The sequence below is a fragment of the Morganella sp. BCCO 40_0007 genome (assembly GCF_032989665.1).
Taxonomy (GTDB): Bacteria; Pseudomonadota; Gammaproteobacteria; order Enterobacterales; family Enterobacteriaceae; genus Morganella; species Morganella sibonii.
In genome coordinates this window covers 121,692-140,466 of sequence record NZ_JAVBIN010000009.1, presented here as the reverse complement: position 1 = coordinate 140,466, position 18,775 = coordinate 121,692, and the positions used below count along the sequence as shown (strand labels likewise).

The 18,775-nt window shown below is 52.6% G+C and carries 15 protein-coding genes; 10 read left to right on the top strand and 5 right to left on the bottom strand.

Translation table 11 applies throughout. The features are described from left to right. Positions 1-195 precede the first annotated feature (195 nt). Together rapA and rluA are read left to right on the top strand one after the other, a co-directional pair. Complete coding sequence (rapA, locus tag R5268_RS12465; RefSeq protein ID WP_182106498.1) at positions 196-3,102, top strand: RNA polymerase-associated protein RapA; 2,907 nt, start codon at positions 196-198, stop codon at positions 3,100-3,102. A 56-nt stretch (positions 3,103-3,158) separates the two neighbouring features. After that, entirely contained in the window at positions 3,159-3,809 is a 651-nt protein-coding gene (gene rluA, locus R5268_RS12460) for a bifunctional tRNA pseudouridine(32) synthase/23S rRNA pseudouridine(746) synthase RluA (RefSeq protein WP_046894153.1), read from the top strand. Between the two features lie 236 nt (positions 3,810-4,045). Here the strand turns inward: rluA and djlA are convergent, their stop codons facing one another. Then, a complete protein-coding gene (djlA, locus tag R5268_RS12455; RefSeq protein WP_046894152.1) occupies positions 4,046-4,867 on the bottom strand; it encodes a co-chaperone DjlA in 822 nt (273 codons plus the stop codon). Between the two features lie 179 nt (positions 4,868-5,046). Between djlA and lptD the strand changes: the two genes are divergently transcribed. From lptD to apaH, 6 genes are all read left to right on the top strand, one after another. After that, the gene (gene lptD / locus R5268_RS12450) at positions 5,047-7,416 is read left to right on the top strand and encodes an LPS assembly protein LptD (protein ID WP_317419424.1); all 2,370 of its coding nucleotides are present in this window, start codon (positions 5,047-5,049) and stop codon (positions 7,414-7,416) included. A gap of 70 nt (positions 7,417-7,486) precedes the next feature. Beyond that, entirely contained in the window at positions 7,487-8,785 is a 1,299-nt protein-coding gene (gene surA, locus R5268_RS12445; RefSeq protein ID WP_046894150.1) for a peptidylprolyl isomerase SurA, read from the top strand. Continuing rightward, positions 8,769-9,767, top strand: a complete 999-nt coding sequence (pdxA, locus tag R5268_RS12440; protein WP_046894149.1) for a 4-hydroxythreonine-4-phosphate dehydrogenase PdxA — start codon at positions 8,769-8,771, stop codon at positions 9,765-9,767. The genes surA and pdxA overlap by 17 nt, the downstream gene beginning before the upstream one ends. Then, on the top strand, positions 9,764-10,576 hold the full coding sequence (gene rsmA, locus R5268_RS12435) for a 16S rRNA (adenine(1518)-N(6)/adenine(1519)-N(6))-dimethyltransferase RsmA (protein WP_107680176.1): 813 nt from the start codon (positions 9,764-9,766) through the stop codon (positions 10,574-10,576). Before pdxA ends, rsmA begins: the two co-directional genes overlap by 4 nt. Positions 10,577-10,586: 10 nt before the next feature. Further along, positions 10,587-10,964, top strand: a complete 378-nt coding sequence (apaG, locus tag R5268_RS12430; protein ID WP_107680177.1) for a Co2+/Mg2+ efflux protein ApaG — start codon at positions 10,587-10,589, stop codon at positions 10,962-10,964. Positions 10,965-10,970: 6 nt separating this feature from the next. Beyond that, positions 10,971-11,804 carry a bis(5'-nucleosyl)-tetraphosphatase (symmetrical) ApaH gene (apaH, locus tag R5268_RS12425; protein WP_107680178.1) on the top strand — a complete coding sequence of 278 codons (834 nt, stop codon included), beginning with the start codon at positions 10,971-10,973 and terminating at the stop codon, positions 11,802-11,804. 95 nt (positions 11,805-11,899) lie between these two features. Here the strand turns inward: apaH and folA are convergent, their stop codons facing one another. Next, positions 11,900-12,394, bottom strand: a complete 495-nt coding sequence (gene folA / locus R5268_RS12420; protein WP_046894147.1) for a type 3 dihydrofolate reductase — start codon at positions 12,392-12,394, stop codon at positions 11,900-11,902. Positions 12,395-12,565: 171 nt separating this feature from the next. Here folA and R5268_RS12415 point away from each other — a divergent pair, with 171 nt between their 5' ends. Both R5268_RS12415 and R5268_RS12410 read left to right on the top strand, forming a co-directional pair. Next, complete coding sequence (locus tag R5268_RS12415) at positions 12,566-13,180, top strand: LysE family transporter (RefSeq protein ID WP_317419425.1); 615 nt, start codon at positions 12,566-12,568, stop codon at positions 13,178-13,180. A gap of 11 nt (positions 13,181-13,191) precedes the next feature. After that, the gene (locus R5268_RS12410) at positions 13,192-13,944 is read left to right on the top strand and encodes a nucleotidyltransferase domain-containing protein (RefSeq protein WP_243846686.1); all 753 of its coding nucleotides are present in this window, start codon (positions 13,192-13,194) and stop codon (positions 13,942-13,944) included. A gap of 54 nt (positions 13,945-13,998) precedes the next feature. Here the strand turns inward: R5268_RS12410 and ftsP are convergent, their stop codons facing one another. From ftsP to parC, 3 genes are all read right to left on the bottom strand, one after another. After that, a complete protein-coding gene (gene ftsP / locus R5268_RS12405; protein WP_317419426.1) occupies positions 13,999-15,426 on the bottom strand; it encodes a cell division protein FtsP in 1,428 nt (475 codons plus the stop codon). A gap of 228 nt (positions 15,427-15,654) precedes the next feature. Then, on the bottom strand, positions 15,655-16,401 hold the full coding sequence (locus R5268_RS12400) for a 1-acylglycerol-3-phosphate O-acyltransferase (RefSeq protein WP_107680180.1): 747 nt from the start codon (positions 16,399-16,401) through the stop codon (positions 15,655-15,657). 79 nt (positions 16,402-16,480) lie between these two features. After that, positions 16,481-18,742 (bottom strand): DNA topoisomerase IV subunit A, encoded by a 2,262-nt coding sequence (parC, locus tag R5268_RS12395; RefSeq protein ID WP_317419427.1) that lies wholly within the window; start codon positions 18,740-18,742, stop codon positions 16,481-16,483. Positions 18,743-18,775 lie beyond the last annotated feature (33 nt).

The following is an 18,775-nucleotide window of genomic DNA, read 5'->3' as shown; positions in this document are numbered from 1 at the left end:
ACGATGCGGATCTTATGGATTAACATAGCGCCCCTTTACTGCTTTTAACACCGGAGCAGGATGATGCAGCTGACGCTGCTGTTCTGGCTGGCGGTGTTTTTTTTCCGGTGAATGCAACGCCGTTTTTGTATCACCGGTAATGATATCCACAGCATTTGTCTAATTAGCCCTGAATAACAGAATCGAGCCAAAAATATGCCGTTTACTCTTGGTCAACGCTGGATAAGCGATACTGAAAGCGAGCTGGGATTAGGTACAGTTGTATCTGTCGACGCCCGGATGATCACCCTTCTTTTCCCTGCTACCGGTGAAAACCGTCTCTATGCCGCAGCCGATGCTCCTATCACCCGCGTGATGTTTAACGAAGGAGATACCGTCACCAGTCACGAAGGCTGGCAGCTCAGTGTGACCGCCGTTGAAGAGAGCGACGGATTATTAACCTATACCGGACAACGTACTGATACCGGTGAAGATAATGTCCGCCTGCGCGAAGTGTTTCTCGACAGTAAACTGACTTTCAATAAACCTCAGGATCGTCTGTTTGCCGGTCAGATTGACCGCATGGATCGTTTTGCGCTGCGCTATCGTGCCCGCAAATTTCTGAGCGAAGAATACCGCCGTGCCACCAGCGGCCTGCGCGGCATCCGCGCCAGCCTGATCCCGCATCAGCTGTTTATTGCCAATGAAGTCGGCAAACGCCACGCGCCGCGTGTTCTGCTGGCGGACGAAGTCGGTCTGGGTAAAACCATTGAAGCCGGGATGATTATCCATCAGCAGTTAATGGCCGGACGTGCCGAGCGTGTCCTGGTTGTCGTACCGGAAAGCCTCCAGTACCAGTGGCTGGTGGAAATGCTGCGCCGCTTCAATCTGCGTTTTTCGCTGTTCGATGACAGCCGTTATACCGAAGCGCAGCATGAGAGTGACAATCCGTTTGAAACCGAACAGCTGGTATTGTGCTCACTGGATTTTGTCCGCAAAAGCAAGCCGCGTTTTGAGCACCTTGCTGAAGCCGGATGGGATATGCTGGTGGTGGATGAAGCACACCATCTGGTCTGGAGTGAAGATGCACCAAGCCGCGAATATCAGGTGATTGAAACCCTGGCGGAAAGCATTCCGTCTGTACTGCTGCTGACTGCCACCCCGGAACAGCTGGGCATGGAGAGTCACTTTGCACGCCTGCGTCTGCTGGATCCGAACCGTTTCCATGACTTTGAAACCTTTGTTGACGAACAGCAGAAATATCAGCCGGTTGCCGATGCTGTCACGCTGCTGCTCGACCGCGCACCGCTGACCAAAGACCAGCAGAATGCTGTTCACGATCTGATCGCCGAACAGGATATTGAGCCGCTGCTGAAAGCAGCCAATACGGACACCGAAGACGGTGAAAATGCCCGCCGTGAGCTTATCAGCATGCTGATGGACAGGCACGGTACCAGCCGCCTGCTGTTCCGTAACACCCGTAATGGTGTGAAAGGCTTCCCGCGCCGCGAACTGAAAGCGATTAAAATGCCGCTGCCGGCACAGTATCAGACCGCAATTAAAGTGGCCGGGATCATGGGCAGCAAGAAAACCACCGAAGTCAAAGCCCGTGAGATGCTCTATCCGGAGCAGATTTATCAGGAATTTGAAGGCGAAAATGCCACCTGGTGGAACTTCGACCCGCGTGTCGAATGGCTGCTCGGCTTCCTGCTGGCAAACCGTAATGAAAAAGTACTGGTGATTTGCGCCCAGGCGGCAACCGCCCTGCAACTGGAACAGGTGTTACGTGAGCGTGAAGGTATTCATGCTGCTGTTTTCCATGAAAATATGTCTCTGCTGGAACGCGACCGGGCAGCGGCCTACTTTGCCTCCGAAGAGGAAGGCGCACAGGTACTGCTCTGCTCCGAGATCGGCTCTGAAGGCCGTAACTTCCAGTTTGCCAACCAGCTGGTGATGTTCGACCTGCCGTTTAACCCGGATCTGCTGGAGCAGCGTATCGGCCGTCTCGACCGTATCGGTCAGAAACGTGATATTCAGATCAGTATTCCGTATCTGGAAAATACCGCGCAGGCTGTGCTGCTGCGCTGGTTCCATGAAGGTCTGGAAGCCTTTGAGTATACCTGCCCGACCGGCCGCACCATCTATGACCGCTATTACGACACACTGATTAACCTGATGGCAAATCCGGCTGATCTCAGTGGTTTTGATGAGTTTATCGCCGAATGCCGTAAAACCCATGATGCCCTGAAACAGGAACTGGAACAGGGTCGTGACCGCCTGCTGGAAATGCATTCCAACGGCGGCGAAGCCGGTAATGAGCTGGCCGCTGAAATCGCGGATCAGGATGAAGATACCGAGCTGGTTACCTTTGCCCTGAATCTGTTTGATATTGTCGGTATCAATCAGGATGACCGCAGCGATAACATGATTGCCCTGACACCGTCTGATCATATGCTGGTACCGGACTTTCCGGGTCTGCCGGAAGACGGCTGCACCATCACTTTTAAACGTGAACAGGCGCTGTCCCGCGAAGACACTCAGTTTATCAGCTGGGAACACCCGATTATCCGCAACGGTCTGGATCTGATTCTGTCCGGCGATACCGGCAGTTGCGCGGTCTCCGTGCTGAAAAATAAAGCCCTGCCGGTCGGCACGCTGCTGACAGAGCTGATTTATGTGGTGGAAGCCCAGGCGCCGAAAAACCTGCAGCTGACCCGCTTCCTGCCGCCGACACCGGTGCGCCTGCTGATGGACGTAAAAGGCAATAACCTGGCATCACAGGTGGAATTTGAGAGCTTTAACCGTCAGCTGAATGCCGTAAACCGTCATACCGGCAGTAAGTTTGTCAATGCGGTGCAAAACGAGGTGCATCAGGTTCTGCGTCTGTCCGAAGATGTCGTTGCCGGTGAAGCCCGTGAGCGGATTACCGCAGCGAAAGCGATGGCAGATCAGCACCTTACTCAGGAGCACAACCGCCTGCTGGCACTGAAATCAGTTAACCCGAACATCCGTGATGATGAGCTTGATGCCATTGAAGAAGAACGTCAGCAGATCCTGTCACATCTGGATGATGCTAACTGGCGCCTTGATGCTATCCGCCTGATTGTCGTTTCGCATCAGTAACCTGTATCCCGGCAGATACTGTCTGCCGGGTCTCTGATTTGGTGATCCCCATGTTAATGGAACCCTACAACCCTCCCGCTGATCCCTGGCTGAATATCCTCTGGCAGGATGAAAGTATCATTGTGGTGAATAAACCAAGCGGGCTGCTTTCCGTTCCCGGCCGGGCACCGGAACATAAAGACAGTGTGATGACACGCATTCAGCGTGATTATCCTTCCGCCGAATCTGTTCATCGCCTTGATATGGCCACCAGCGGTATTATTGTGGTCGCACTGACCAAAGCGGCTGAGCGGGAGCTTAAACGGCAGTTCCGTGAACGGGAGCCGAAAAAAACCTATGTTGCCCGTGTATGGGGGCGGCTGGAGCCGGAAACCGGCATGGTGGATTTACCGCTGATTTGTGACTGGCCGAACCGGCCGAAACAGAAAGTGTGTTTTGAAACCGGCAAACCGGCACAGACAGGCTATGAAGTACTGGAATATGAAGAAAATGCCACGCGGGTAAGGCTGTTTCCGGTCACCGGACGCTCTCATCAGTTGCGGGTGCATATGCTGGCGCTGGAACACCCGATTCTTGGCGACCGTTTTTATGCCCATGATGAGGCAAGAGCCGCAGCGCCCCGGCTGCAGCTTCATGCAGAGGCGCTGTCTGTCACACATCCGGCAAACGGCAGGCCGATGCATTTTACTTGTAAATCAGATTTTTAGTGGATTAACACGGTCACCGAATTCATTGAGGCAAGAATCAGGCAAAGTGCTAATCCCGCTACTCCGATAAGAACACGGGTATTGGCCATGGATCATATCCTTAACATATTTAATAAAATATTTACGTAATTTTTCAACTGCATTTATATTTTATAGCAATTATATGAAAAGAATATGATCCGCTCTGCACTTTCCCGGCAACACGTTTTACACCTTAAAAACCGTTTTATACCGGATTATTTAAAGCCTTTCTCTTTTTTAATGAGATCATATGCTGCCTGAATAGACTGAGCTTTCTCTTTCGCCAGTTCCATCATTTCCGGTGGTAATCCTTTCGCCACCAGTTTATCCGGGTGATGCTCACTCATCATCTTGCGGTAGGCGCGTTTGATGACGGTACTGTCATCGCTTTCATTCACACCCAGCACCCGGTAAGCGGCGGCGAGATCGGCGGTCTGATCACGGTAATAGCCCTGCTGAGACTGCTGCTGCCAATTGCCGCTTTGTGCTCCGCCGTGCATCTGCGCCTGCATCATTGCCAGCACATTTTCAAACTGATGACGCGGAATACCCAGCTCTTCGGCTATCACCAGGAGTACCTGCCGCTCATTCGGATGCAGTTCGCCGTCACCGAATGCCGCCTGGATCTGGATTTCCAGAAACATGCGCAGCAAATCCGCCCGCCCGTAGCAGGCACGGCGTAACTGACGTAATGCATCACGCAGCGGGAAACCGGCCGCTTTACCTTCACGGAACGCATTCTGAGCCTGCGTCCGCGCACTGCCGTGCAGCTGCATGCGATCCATCAGCGCGGTAGCCAGATAGATATCAGATTCTGTCACACGACCTTTTGATTTGGTCAGATGCCCGAGGATCTGAAAAGTGGTAGTGAAAAAGAGTGCCTGTCTGGACTGATTGTTGCTAAATGAGCCACCCAATTGCTGACTGCGGACTTTATCAATCGCATGACCAATAAGAAAACCGAGAAAAATGCCCCAAAAACCGGCCCCGGATGCCATACCTAATAAAATTCCGATGATTTTTCCCAAATAGTGCATATACTCCTCAATTCAACAATGCCCCTGGCGCAATTTTGCATTATCATACTACCCATTCTGTACGATGCCTAACGCCATTTGGATACGTGAACGTGTTTCACGCACGCTCTTTTTTCGTGTAAATTAGGCTTTTGGCGTTCGGGCAATGTGCTACCGAGGACGGAATTGCAGACATACTTATGAAGAAGAGTTATCCAACCCTGCTGGCCACCATTATCTGGGCAGCGCTATACAGTCAGGCTGCACAAGCCGCCACTCTTGCCGAGCAATGTATGCTGGGCGTTCCGGTATATGATGAGCCGGTTGTTGACGGGGAAGCCGGTGATTTTCCTGTCAATATCACTGCAGAAGGTATGTCAGGCGAATATCCGCGTGCGGTAAAATATACCGGTGGTGTCGATATCCGCTCAGGTAACCAGAATCTGAAAGCGAACGAAGTGGAAGTCACTCAGAGCGGCGAAGAAACTGATCCTGTGCGCATTGCGACAGCGACCGGTGATGTCCGCTATTCTGATCCGCAAATTCGTCTGAAAGGCCCTGAAGCCCGGATGAATCTCAACAATAACGATGCTGATGTTGAGAAAGGCGATTATCAGATGGTCGGCCGCCAGGGCCGCGGTGATGCCGACAAAATGAAACTCCGCGGCGACAACCGTTATACCATCCTCGAAAACGGGGTCTTTACCTCCTGTCTGCCGGGCAATGACAGCTGGAGCGTCAAAGGTTCTGAAGTCATTATTGACCGGGAAGAGCAGGTTGCGGAAATCTGGAATGCCCGCTTCCGCGTCGCCAATATTCCGGTATTTTACAGCCCGTATCTCCAGTTACCGATCGGTGATAAACGCCGCTCCGGTTTTCTGATCCCGAACGGCAGCTATTCCAAATCATCCGGTCTGGAATTTACCCTGCCGTATTACTGGAATATGGCCCCGAATTATGATGCCACTTTCACGCCGCATTACTTCAGTAAACGTGGTCTGAAAATGGATAACGAATTCCGTTACCTCACTAAGTTCGGTGCAGGCACACTGGCATTCGATTTCCTGCTGGATGATGAGCAGTACAAGAAAGATAAAGACGCCGGCGGTAATGCAGAATGGGCGAAACGTGATTCGAATGACCGCTGGCTATTCTACTGGGGTCACAACGGATCATTCGCACAGGACTGGTGGTTCTCTTCTGACTACACCAAAGTCAGCGATTCGCGCTATTTTACTGATTTTACATCCGCTTACGGTAACTCCACTGACGGTTATGCCACACAGAAACTGGCAGTAGGTATCCGCAAGTCAAACTGGAATGCCACCGTTACGGCCAAACAGTTCCAGATCCTGACCAATAATGATAACGCGACATCCTACCGTGCTGAGCCGCAGCTGGATCTCAACTATTATAAAAACAACCTCGGTGTGTTTGATTTCCGCGCCTATGGTCAGGTCGCCCGCTTTACCAGCGTGGGTAAAAATAATCCGGATGCCACCCGTCTGCATGCGGAACCAACCCTTAATCTGCCGCTGTCTAACGGCTGGGCCAGCTTCAATACTGAAGCGAAGCTGATGGCAACTCATTATGATCAGGACATTCCTGATACACCGAATAACGCCGGGCTGGAAAAAAATGTTACCCGTGTGCTGCCGCAGTTTAAAGCTGATGCGAAGATGATCTTCGAGCGGCCTATGTTCTTTAATGAGAGCTTCACCCAGACATTAGAGCCGCGTGCGCAGTACCTGTATGTCCCGTATAAAAATCAGGATAACATCAATAACTTCGACTCCACCCTGATGCAGTCCAGCTACAGCGGCCTGTTCCGTGACCGTATGTACAGTGGGCTGGATCGTATTGCCTCTGCCAACCAGGTGACCACCGGGGTAACCAGCCGGATTTATGATGATGAATTAGTTGAACGATTTAACGTTTCTGTGGGTCAAATCTACTACTTTGAACGTCCGCGTACCGGTGATTCTCAAAAAACGGTTGTGGATGAAAAAGATGAAACCGGTTCGATGGTCTGGGCCGGAGATGCCATGTGGCGTTATAACGACAACTGGGGTCTGAAAGGCGGTATTCAGTATGACCGCCGTCTGGGCAGTGTCTCCATGTCGAATACCACGATGGAGTACCGCCAGGATGCAGAGCGTCTGATTCAGCTGAACTACCGCTATGTGGACCGGGACTATATTCAGGCAATGCGCCAGCATACTCAGTACGGCGGAGGTTATGTTACGCCCCCGAACCAGAAAGGTATCTCTCAGGTCGGTATCGTCGCCAGCTGGCCGGTTGCCGAGCAGTGGGCCTTTGTCGGTCAGTATTACTATGACACCAAAGAGAGCCAGCCGGCCAGCCAGTTAGTCGGTCTGCAATATAATACCTGCTGCTGGGCGGCAAACGTCGGTTACGAACGTAAGATTATCGACTGGAAAAATGATGCCAGTGAATACGACAATAAAATCACGTTTAATATCGAATTACGCGGTATGAGCAGCAATTACAGTCTGGGCAGTCAGAAAATGCTTGAACGTGGTATTCTGCCGTATGTCCCGGCATTTTAACCGCCTGAGCTGACACAATTTTCACATGCCGTACCGGTGGTACGGCGATACGAAACATGATGGGATACTTATGAAAAACTGGAGAACACTCATTCTCAGCCTGATGTTCACGGCAAGCACAGCATCATTTGCAGCACCGCAGCAGCTTGATAAAGTCGCGGCAGTGGTCAATAACGGTGTGGTTCTGGAGAGTGATGTCAATAATATGCTTCAGACTGTCACGATGAATGCCCGCAATGCCGGTCAGCAGATTCCGGATCAGGCAACATTACGTCAGCAGATTCTTGAACGTCTTATCATGGACAACATCGTGATGCAGATGGCCGGACAGATGCAAATCACTATCCCTGACCAGGCTGTTGATGGTGCTATCGAAGATATCGCCCGTCAGAACAATATGACGACGGCCCAGATGAAAGAGCGTCTGCAGCGCGACGGTATGAGCTACGACAAATACCGCAGCGATATCCGCAAAGAAATGATGATGGCGGAAGTCCGTAATAACGAAGTCCGCCGTCGTGTGGTGATTCTGCCTCAGGAAGTTGAGTCCCTGGCAAATCTGATCAGTACCCAGAATGCTGCGGATACTGAGCTGAACATCAGCCACATCCTGATCCCGCTGCCGGAAAATCCGACAGAAGCGCAGATGAATACCGCGAAAGAAAAAGTCACCACCATTATGAACGAACTTCAGCGTGGCGCGGACTTCGGTAAACTGGCGATTACCTATTCTGCCGATCCGCAGGCGCTGAAAGGCGGTAACATGGGCTGGAGCCGTTTACAGGAACTGCCGGGTCTGTTTGCTGAACGTCTTCAGTCTGCCAAAAGCGGTGAAATTGTCGGGCCGGTACGTTCCGGTGTCGGCTTCCATATTCTGCGCGTGAATGAAGTCCGCGGAAACAATCAGCCGATTTCTGTCACTGAAGTGAAAGCCCGCCATATTCTGATCAAACCTTCACCGATAGTGACCGATGAGCAGGCACGCGGCAAACTGCAGCAGATTGCCTCTGATGTGAAAAGCGGCAAAACCACCTTTGACGCTGCGGCAAAACAATTCTCAGAAGATCCGGGTTCTGCCCTGCGCGGCGGTGAATTAGGCTGGTCAATGCCTGATATCTACGACCCTGCTTTCCGTGATGCACTGATGAAACTGAAAAAAGGCGAACTGAGTCAGCCTGTCCGTTCATCTTTCGGCTGGCATCTGATCCAGCTTGAAGATACCCGCAACGTGGATAAGACCGAAGCGGCTCAGAAAGATCGCGCCTACCGTATGCTGTTTAACCGTAAATTCAGTGAAGAATTACAAAGCTGGATGCAGGAACAGCGCGCCGGCGCTTACGTGGAAATTTCAGATGGCAGTAACAAATAAGCTGAAACCTGTCGTTATTACCCCCGGCGAACCTGCCGGGGTTGGTCCTGACCTGACAGTCGCGCTGGCACAGCGCGACTGGCCGGTAAAACTGGTAGTTTGTGCCGACCCGCAACTGATGCAGCAACGCGCACACGCCCTGTCACTGCCGCTCACCCTTGAACCTTATTCACCGGATACCGCCTGTCAGCCGCAACGCGCCGGAACACTGACCATTCTGCCTGCTGAACTGAAAGCCCCGGCGGTTGCCGGTGAGCTGAATGTGGCAAATGCGGCTTATGTGACAGAAACTCTGGCACGCGCCTGTGACGGCTGTCTGCAGGGTGAATTTGGAGCACTGATCACCGGGCCGGTGCACAAAGGTATTATTAACGATGCCGGGATTCCGTTTATCGGTCACACTGAATTTTTCGCCGACCGCAGCCACTGCAAGCGTGTGGTGATGATGCTGGCCACGGAAGAAATGCGGGTGGCACTGGCCACCACACATCTGCCAATCCTGCAGGTTCCGGCCGCAGTTGACCGCACCTGCCTGCATGAAGTGATCACCATTCTCAATCATGACCTGCGCACCAAATTCGGTATTGCACAGCCGCATATCATCGTCTGTGGTCTGAACCCGCATGCGGGGGAAGGCGGTCATATGGGACATGAAGAGATAGACACCATTATCCCGGCACTGGATGAGCTGCGGGCACAGGGTATTTCCCTGGAAGGTCCGCTGCCGGCAGACACCCTGTTCCAGCCGAAATACCTGGAGCGTGCGGATGCCGTGCTCGCCATGTATCACGATCAGGGCCTTCCTGTGCTAAAATATCAGGGATTCGGCCGTGCCGTGAATATCACGCTGGGACTGCCGTTTATCCGGACCTCTGTCGACCACGGCACAGCCCTGGAACTGGCAGGTACCGGCAAAGCAGATGCGGGTAGTTTTATCACCGCATTAAATTTAGCGATTACAATGATTAAAAACAGTCAATGAATACACGAGTCCATCAGGGGCATTTTGCCCGTAAACGTTTCGGGCAGAACTTCTTAACCGATCAATTTATTATCGACAGCATTGTCGCGTCGATTAACCCGCAACCCGGCGAGGCGATTGTTGAAATCGGGCCGGGACTGGCTGCACTCACTGAGCCGGTCGCCGATCGCATGGACAAAATGACGGTCATTGAAATTGACCGTGATCTGGCCGCCCGTCTGGCCAGCCATCCGTTTTTACAGAGCAAACTGACCATTATTCAGCAGGATGCCATGACCGTGGATTTCACGGCGCTGGCACAGGAGCGCGGTCAGCCGCTGCGCGTGTTCGGTAACCTGCCGTACAATATTTCCACGCCGCTGATGTTTCATCTGTTCACTTTCACTAATGCAATCAGTGATATGAACTTTATGCTGCAAAAAGAAGTGGTTAACCGTCTGGTTGCCGGTCCGGGCAGCAAAACATACGGCCGTCTGAGTGTTATGGCGCAGTACTACTGCCAGGTCGTACCGGTTCTGGATGTGCCGCCGACGGCATTCCGCCCGGCACCGAAAGTGGATTCAGCCGTTGTCCGCCTGATCCCGCACCGCGAAAATCCGTATGTACTGAAAGATGTCGCACTGCTCAGCCGGGTGACCACTCAGGCCTTTAACCAGCGCCGTAAAACTATCCGCAACAGCTTAGGTGATCTGTTCAGTCCGGAAACCCTGACTGAACTGGGTATTGATCCGGCCACCCGTGCAGAGAATATCAGTGTTGCGCAATACTGTCTGATGGCCAATTACCTGGCGGAACATCCCGCCTCATAGGGGATTCATCATGAATAACGACCCGAGAATTTGTATTCAGGTTCAGAGTGTCTATATCGAAAGTCAGTCTGAACCGGATGCGGAACGCTATGTTTTCGCGTATACCGTTTCTATCCGCAACCTGGGTCGTGATCCTGTGCAGCTTATCAGCCGCTACTGGCGTATCACCAACAGTGAAGGCCGCCAGACAGAAGTTCAGGGGGAAGGTGTCATCGGTGAACAGCCGGTGATCCGGCCCGGTGAAGAGTATCGTTATACCAGCGGCACAGTCCTGGAAACACCGCTGGGCACCATGGAAGGTTACTACACTATGGTGGATCACGAGGGTGCGGATTTCATCAGTGAAGTCCCTGTTTTCCGGCTCGCAATACCAACCTTTATTCACTGATTCTCTATGGCAACCTATCTTATCGGCGATGTTCACGGCTGTTACCGTGAACTTCGCGCATTACTGGCTCAGGCTGATTTTGATCCACAGGCTGACACCCTGTGGCTGACCGGTGATCTGGTCGCCCGCGGCCCGGATTCACTGGATGTTCTCCGTTATGTCAAAAGCCTGGGAGACTGTGTCAGGCTGGTACTCGGCAATCATGATCTTCACCTGCTGGGGATCTACGCAGGGATCAGCCGCAATAAACCGCGTGATCATCTGAATAAACTGCTCAGCGCACCGGATCTGGATGAACTGATCAACTGGCTGCGCCGTCAGCCGATGTTACAGGTCGATCATGAGAAAAAACTGATCATGGCTCACGCCGGGATCACCCCGCAGTGGGATCTGGAAACCGCTGTCACCTGTGCGCGTGAAGTGGAAGCCGTTCTCAGCAGTGATACCTACCCGCTGTTTATTAACGCCATGTATGGTGATTTGCCGAATGACTGGTCACCTTCCCTGACGGGCCTGCCGCGTCTGCGTTTTTCCACCAATGCACTGACCCGGATGCGCTATTGCTTCCCCGGCGGACAGCTGGATATGGTCAGCAAGGATAAACCGGATCAGGTTTCCGCACCGCTGAAACCGTGGTTTGCCCTGCCGTCAAAACTGCCGGAAGGCTACAGTGTGGCCTTTGGTCACTGGGCGTCACTGGAAGGGAAAGGCGCGCCACGCGGCATTTATGCGCTGGATACCGGCTGTTGCTGGGGTGGACAGCTCACTATGCTGCGCTGGGAAGATCGCTGTTATTTCTGGCAGGAATCTTTTGCCGTGCGGGATGAAGATGATGACTGACCGGGTATCCGGCACAGACAAGAAAAAAGCAGAGCCGGTGGCTCTGCTTTTTTGTATTAATATTATTTATGAAATAATACGAATCAACTGATTAATCAGCTCTTGCGGCGCTCTAAGATTTCAAAGCAGAAACCGTGAGAGTTTGCTTCATCCGCATCATGATATTCCATAAACACGGAGTCCCACTCATCCGGCTCATAGTCCGGGAAATAAGTATCTCCGCTGACTTCCGCATCAACATGTGTCAGGTATAAACGGTCTGCCAGCGGCAGGAATTGTCCGTAAACTTTACCGCCACCCATCACCATGATTTCGCCGTCAGTTTCTTTCTGTGCAATCGCCAGTGCTTCTTCCACAGACTTAGCCCAGACCACGCGATCATCGTCGCCCGGCGTACGGCTGAGCACGATATTGAGGCGATCCGGCAAAGGACGGCCGATAGATTCATAAGTCACACGACCCATGATCACCGGTTTATTGACCGTATTACGTTTAAACCATGCCAGGTCTTCCGGCAGTGTCCATGGCATCGCATTTTCCATGCCAATAACCCGATCCATAGCTAAAGCAGCGATCAAGCTAATGTTCATTCATTTCACCTTAGGGCTGAGAGAAATTTTGTCGTCACTATACGTAAACTACTCAATTCCGTCGACTGAATTCAGTGTTTCATCAATACAAATAATTTATTTGTCTTCACTCTTGAATGTGGGTCATACTTTTACTCTGCTTTCGGGTCTTTTTCGGCAAGGATATAGCACATGTATGACGCCACACTGATGGTTACCACCATCGCCGCGCTCGGTATGATCTCACCGGGCCCTGACTTCTTTCTGATTGTGAAAAACGCAGCCCGCTATCAGCGCGCTGCCGCCATGATGACCGCGCTGGGTGTGCTGTCCGCGATCGCCGTTCACATGACCTATTGCGTGGCGGGACTTGCGGTAATCATTACCACAACACCGTGGCTGTTCATGATCCTCAAATATGCCGGCGCGGCTTATCTTATCTGGATAGGGATCAACAGCCTTCTGGCCCGGTCCGGACATACCCTTGATACCGGAGACGGCTCGCATCAGCACGTCTCCTTTAAGAAAGCTTTTATGCAGGGATTTCTCTGTAATTTGCTGAACCCGAAAGCGACGCTGTTTTTCCTTGCTATTTTTACTCAGGTACTGGATATCCATTCCGGATTTGGTGAAAAACTCTGGTATGCTGCTATTGTAATGGGACTGGCAGTGGTTTACTGGCCATCTCTGGTGCTGCTGATTCAGAGTGCCCCGGTACGCCGCGGATTGGCGAAGATTCAGAAATATATCGATAAAGTACTTGGCGTCGTCCTGATTGGCTTTGGCGTCCGGGTTGCAATGAGCTGATGATAATGATAATGAAAACAGACAAATACACTTTTCAGCCGGAATTTCAGGACGTCATACAGGATGCAATACACTCCCTGTGCACCGCTCTGCCGGGTGTGCTGCACAGTATCTATGTTTACGGCAGTGTGGCGGAAGGCCGCGCTGTCCCGGGCCGTTCTGATCTGGATTTGACCCTGGTTCTGCACCGGCCACTCAGTGCGGCGGAAAAAACCATTCTCCGTTGTCTTGATAAAGCGCTGACCAGCCGCCACAGCAGTGTGTCAAAAATAGGATTTGATACCGGCCTGCTGTCAGAAGCCACGTCTGCGGAAGAGCAGCCGGTCTGGTCTTACTGGCTGGCACATTTTTGTCTGCCGGTCTGGGGTGATGACCTGACCCTGAAACTGCCGGTCGTGACACTTAATCGTGAGATTATACATGGCATTAACGGGGATTTTCCGGTACTGGTCCGCACCAATCTGATGCAGTTACAGAAAAGCCCGCCGCTGGCCGAAATCCGCCGGATCAAACGCGAAACAGCTCGGCGCCTGCTGCGTGCCACGGCACTGGTGTGGAATGATTATGAAACCTGCACTTACCCGCTGCCGCTGCCGCAGATGGCCGGAAAAGCCATTGCACTGTATCCGGGAAAACGCCACGCGATCACCTTCCTGCTGGGGCAGACCGAAGAACCGGATACCGGGATTATTCAGTTTATCGCCGTTGCCGGCACCTTCTCCCGCTGGCTGCGGGATGAAGAAAAACGGCTGCTGAGCCGCTGAAAAACCAAATAAAAAAGGCTGAATAAATATTCAGCCTTTTTTATTTACCGTCATTTAATACTGGGAAGATTGCTCAATTTCCAGTTGCCCGACAACCCCTCTGTCAGCCTGTTCCAGGAACTGGCTGTAATAGAAGAACGGGAAGTGGGAATAAGACGGCTGCATCATCTGCACCAGTAATTCACTTCGCCCGTCAACCCAGACCGTGTCTTTCCAGCCGTAATCCTGCGGCTGCGGAGACTGGCCGTTATGGTTGATCACCTTAAAGCGGACCCCGCTGATATGGAACGGCTGCGGTGTATCGGTTGTGACAACCCAGCGCTCCCAGTTGCCCTGCTGCGTACGGATATCGGTGCGGCTCATATCCCACATCGCACCGTTAATGCCCGGCGGCGACAAACTGAGTGCCACATCGCGGTTACGGACACCGGTTGTGATTTGTGTCGGGTCCTGAATCAGCGTGGCCGGTAAATTATCTGTCACCAGCGAAATCAGGCCGGTGGCACGAATTGTCAGGACATTGGTATTCACCAGTGTGTCTGATGTCTCAAACAGGCTTTTAAAACGTTCTGTCAGTGTAGCGGATTCCCCGGCTGTGATTGTCAGCGTTTCTGTTTTTGACATATCGACCAGTACTTCGCGCCGTTCACCCGGCGACAGGGACAACACTTCAACCGCCACCGGTGACGGCAGCAGGCCCTGATCAGAAGCGATCATATAGAACGGACGGCCGTCACTGAGTTTCAGTTCAAAGCGGCGCGCGTTGGCAGCATTAACCATGCGCAACCTAATCCAGCCTTTTGACACTTCCAGATACGGATCTTCCGCGCCGTTGACGATCAGCCGGTCACCGGTAAACATACCGCCATCTTCTGTGCGGTACTCCGGAGAACCGAAGGAATCCAGACGCTTATCCTGAATAATCAGCGGGAAATCATTAACACCATATTCTTTTGGTAACGGCAGACTGCGGCTTTCCTCATCATCCACAATCCACATCCCGGCAAGCCCGTTATAGACATGCGGAGCCATCCGGTTCGGGGTATTCGCGTGATACCAGCAGGTTGCTGCCGGCTGGCGTACCGGGATCACCGGTGACCACTCGGTATTCGGTGAAATCAGACGTGCAGCGCCTCCGGAGACGGTTCCCGGCACCAGCAGTCCGCTGACATTGACCGATACCGGTTCAGACAGGCGGTTGCTGTATATCATTTTGATATCATCGCCATTGCGGACACGCACGGTCGGCCCGAGATAACGGCCGTTAAACCCCCAGACACTGACCTGGTTTTTACCGTTAAATGACCAGTGTGTACGCTGCATCGTCAGAAACAGCGGCTGCCCGTTGCGGCTTTCCAGCAACGGCGGAACAGGCAACGGCTGGCTGCCGCCCTCGTCTTCCGAACGGACAGACAGAGGCAGTGAACCTAAACACACAGCTAAGCCGGATGCTTGAATAAACCGGCGCCGACTCAGTGTCATAGCATCTCCGAAAAAAAACGTTTTCATGATTTTTATGATTTGTGCCGAACACCCGTATGCCGGGGAGCAGACAGAGACATCCGTGTTATCTTTAATGAAAGGCATACGCTTAACAACGGAGTGTTAAGCGTATGATATAGCGGATGAAGAGCAATTCCTAAACTTATCTATGATAAGTTGCAAAATAATAAGGCCAGTATTGTATGCATAACGTAATAATCACGGGGATTAAGCGTCTTTGCGGCCTTTTTGTTTTTCCATTTCAATCACTTCCTTATCCAGCTCTGCGATACGTTTGATCATCATCTGGCGGCAGTCCTCTGCCAGTTCACGCACCTGTTCGCGGGTGTATTTTGACGTATCGACCGGCGGCAGCATTTCCACAATCACCACGCCGTTATTCCAGCGGTTCAGCTTAATGCGCCCCTCAGTGGTGGATACACACACCGGCACTACCGGCACACCGGCTGCCATCGCCGCATGGAAAGCCCCGGTTTTGAACGGCAACATTCCGCGCCCGCGGCTGCGTGTGCCTTCCGGGAACATCCAGACAGAGATATTACGCTTTTTAATCTGATCCGCCACCTGGGTAATCGTGTTATGTGCTTTGCTGCGGTTACCCCGGTCAATCAGGATATTTCCCGAAATCCAGTACAGCTGACCAAAGAACGGTATCCAGATCAGGCTGCGCTTACCGACAGTCACCGTGCGCGGCTGTACCGCATTCGACATGGTGATCATGTCATAGTTGTTCTGGTGATTACCCACATATACACAGGAGCCGTAATGCTTCGCTTCTTCCGGAATGCGGTACACCATTTTAATACCGAAAACATGGGAAAGCTTGCCGTACATGCGGCCGAAAGTCATCACATGCTTCGGGTTACGCGGGCTGGTCAGGCAGATAAGAATGCCGGCCAGGCTGCCGAAAATACAATAAAAAATAACGATGATAATACGTAAAATGGCTAACATGCGTCCCCCGCAAAATGGCCTTTTAAGAAAAGCGGGGCAATCATTGCCCCGTGAATAGTATCGCTGTTAATGCCGGAGATTACACCTTCGGCTCCGGCTCAGAAATATCAATCCGCTCGATCTTTTTCTGCATACCGCGCGGCAGCGCCGTACCGCGGCGTCCGCGCTCAGCACGGAATTTCTGCAGATCTTCCGGACGCAGTGTCAGTTTACGCTTGCCGAAATGCAGTGTCACACTGGCATCCGGCCGGATCACAAACAGATGCGCCAGACCATCTTCACCGGCAGCGGCCGCAGCAGAGGTAATGGAGATAATCTTATTCCCCTTCCCTTTTGACAGCTGAGGCAGATCACCGACAGGGAACAGCAGCATCCGTCCTTTCTGCGATACCGCCAGCAGAAGATCGTTTTCCTCGTCATTCACCTCAATCGGTGTCATCGCTTTCGCATTATCCGGCAGCGTGATCAGCAGTTTCCCGGCTTTATTTTTCGCCACCAGGTCACTGAAGGTACAGATAAACCCGTAACCGGCATCCGAGGCCATGAGGTACTTCTGATTTTCATCATTCATCAGCACCTGTTCAAAAACAGCTCCCGGCGGCGGTGTCAGTTTACCGGTCAGCGGTTCACCCTGACCACGGGCTCCCGGCAGTTCCAGCGGATCGAGCGAGTAACTGCGCCCGGTGGAATCCAGGAACACCACCGGCTGATTACTTTTACCCCGTGCAGCACCGAGGAAGTTGTCACCCGCTTTGTAGTTCATACCGGCCGGGTCGATATCATGACCTTTGGCGCTCCGCACCCAGCCCATCTGCGACAGCACAACTGTCACCGGTTCAGACGGCAGAATGTCATGTTCGCTCATGGCTTTCGCCTCTTCACGCTCATTGAGCGGGGAGCGGCGATCATCACCGTACTGTTTCGCGTCTTCTTCGAGCTCTTTTTTCAGCAGCGTATTCATACGGCGCTCAGAGCCGAGGATTGCCTGTAATTTATCGCGTTCTTTGGCCAGTTCATCCTGCTCGCCGCGGATTTTCATCTCTTCGAGTTTGGCCAGATGACGTAATTTCAGTTCCAGGATCGCTTCCGCCTGAGTATCACTCAGCCCGAAACGGTCCATCAGCACCGGTTTCGGTTCATCTTCCGAACGGATAATCTCAATCACTTCATCAATATTGAGATACGCAAGCAGCAAACCGTCGAGAATATGCAGACGGCGCAGCACTTTTTCCAGGCGGTGGTTCAGACGGCGGCGCACCGTTTCGCGGCGGTAAACCAGCCACTCATTGAGGATCTCAATCAGCCCTTTGACCGCCGGACGTCCGTCCAGACCGATCATATTCAGGTTGATGCGATAGCTTCTCTCCAGATCTGTGGTGGCAAACAGATGTGTCATCACCTGCTCAAGATCGATCCGGTTACTGCGCGGCACAACCACCAGCCGTGTCGGATTTTCATGATCTGATTCATCACGCAGATCTTCCACCATCGGCAGTTTTTTCGCCCGCATCTGTGCGGCGATCTGCTCCAGTACTTTCGCACCGGAAACCTGATGCGGCAGTGCGGTGATCACCGCATTACCGTCTTCCGTTGTCCACACCGCGCGCATACGCACAGAGCCGCGGCCGGATTTATAAATCTTACGGATATCTTCCGGGCCGGTGATGATTTCCGCTTCTGTCGGATAATCCGGGCCCGGAATAAACGTCATCGCCTCTTCGAGAGACAGTGATGGCTTGTCGATCAGCGCCAGCAAGGCACCCGTGACCTCACGGGCGTTATGCGGCGGAATATCGGTTGCCATACCGACCGCAATCCCGGTGGTACCGTTGAGCAGGATGTTCGGCAGACGAGCCGGTAACATTTTCGGCTCCTGCATCGTACCGTCAAAGTTCGGCACCCAGTCTGCGGTGCCGTGTCCCAGTTCACTGAGCAGCACTTCCGCATATTTCGACAGGCGTGATTCGGTATAACGCATGGCCGCGAAGGATTTCGGATCATCCGGCGCCCCCCAGTTCCCCTGTCCGTCCACCAGCGGGTAACGGTAAGAGAACGGCTGCGCCATCAGTACCATCGCCTCATAACAGGCGCTGTCGCCGTGCGGATGGTATTTACCCAGCACGTCACCGACGGTACGGGCAGATTTTTTGTATTTGGCGGAGTTGCTTAACCCCAGTTCAGACATGGCATACACAATACGCCGCTGAACCGGTTTTAAACCGTCACCGATAAAAGGGAGTGCCCTGTCCATGATGACGTACATGGAATAGTTGAGGTAGGCATTCTCTGTAAAATTATGAAGCGGCTGGCGCTCCACACCGTCATGAGTAATTTCACTCATTTACTCTGTTCCTCTGACCTTTTGTGCCGTCAC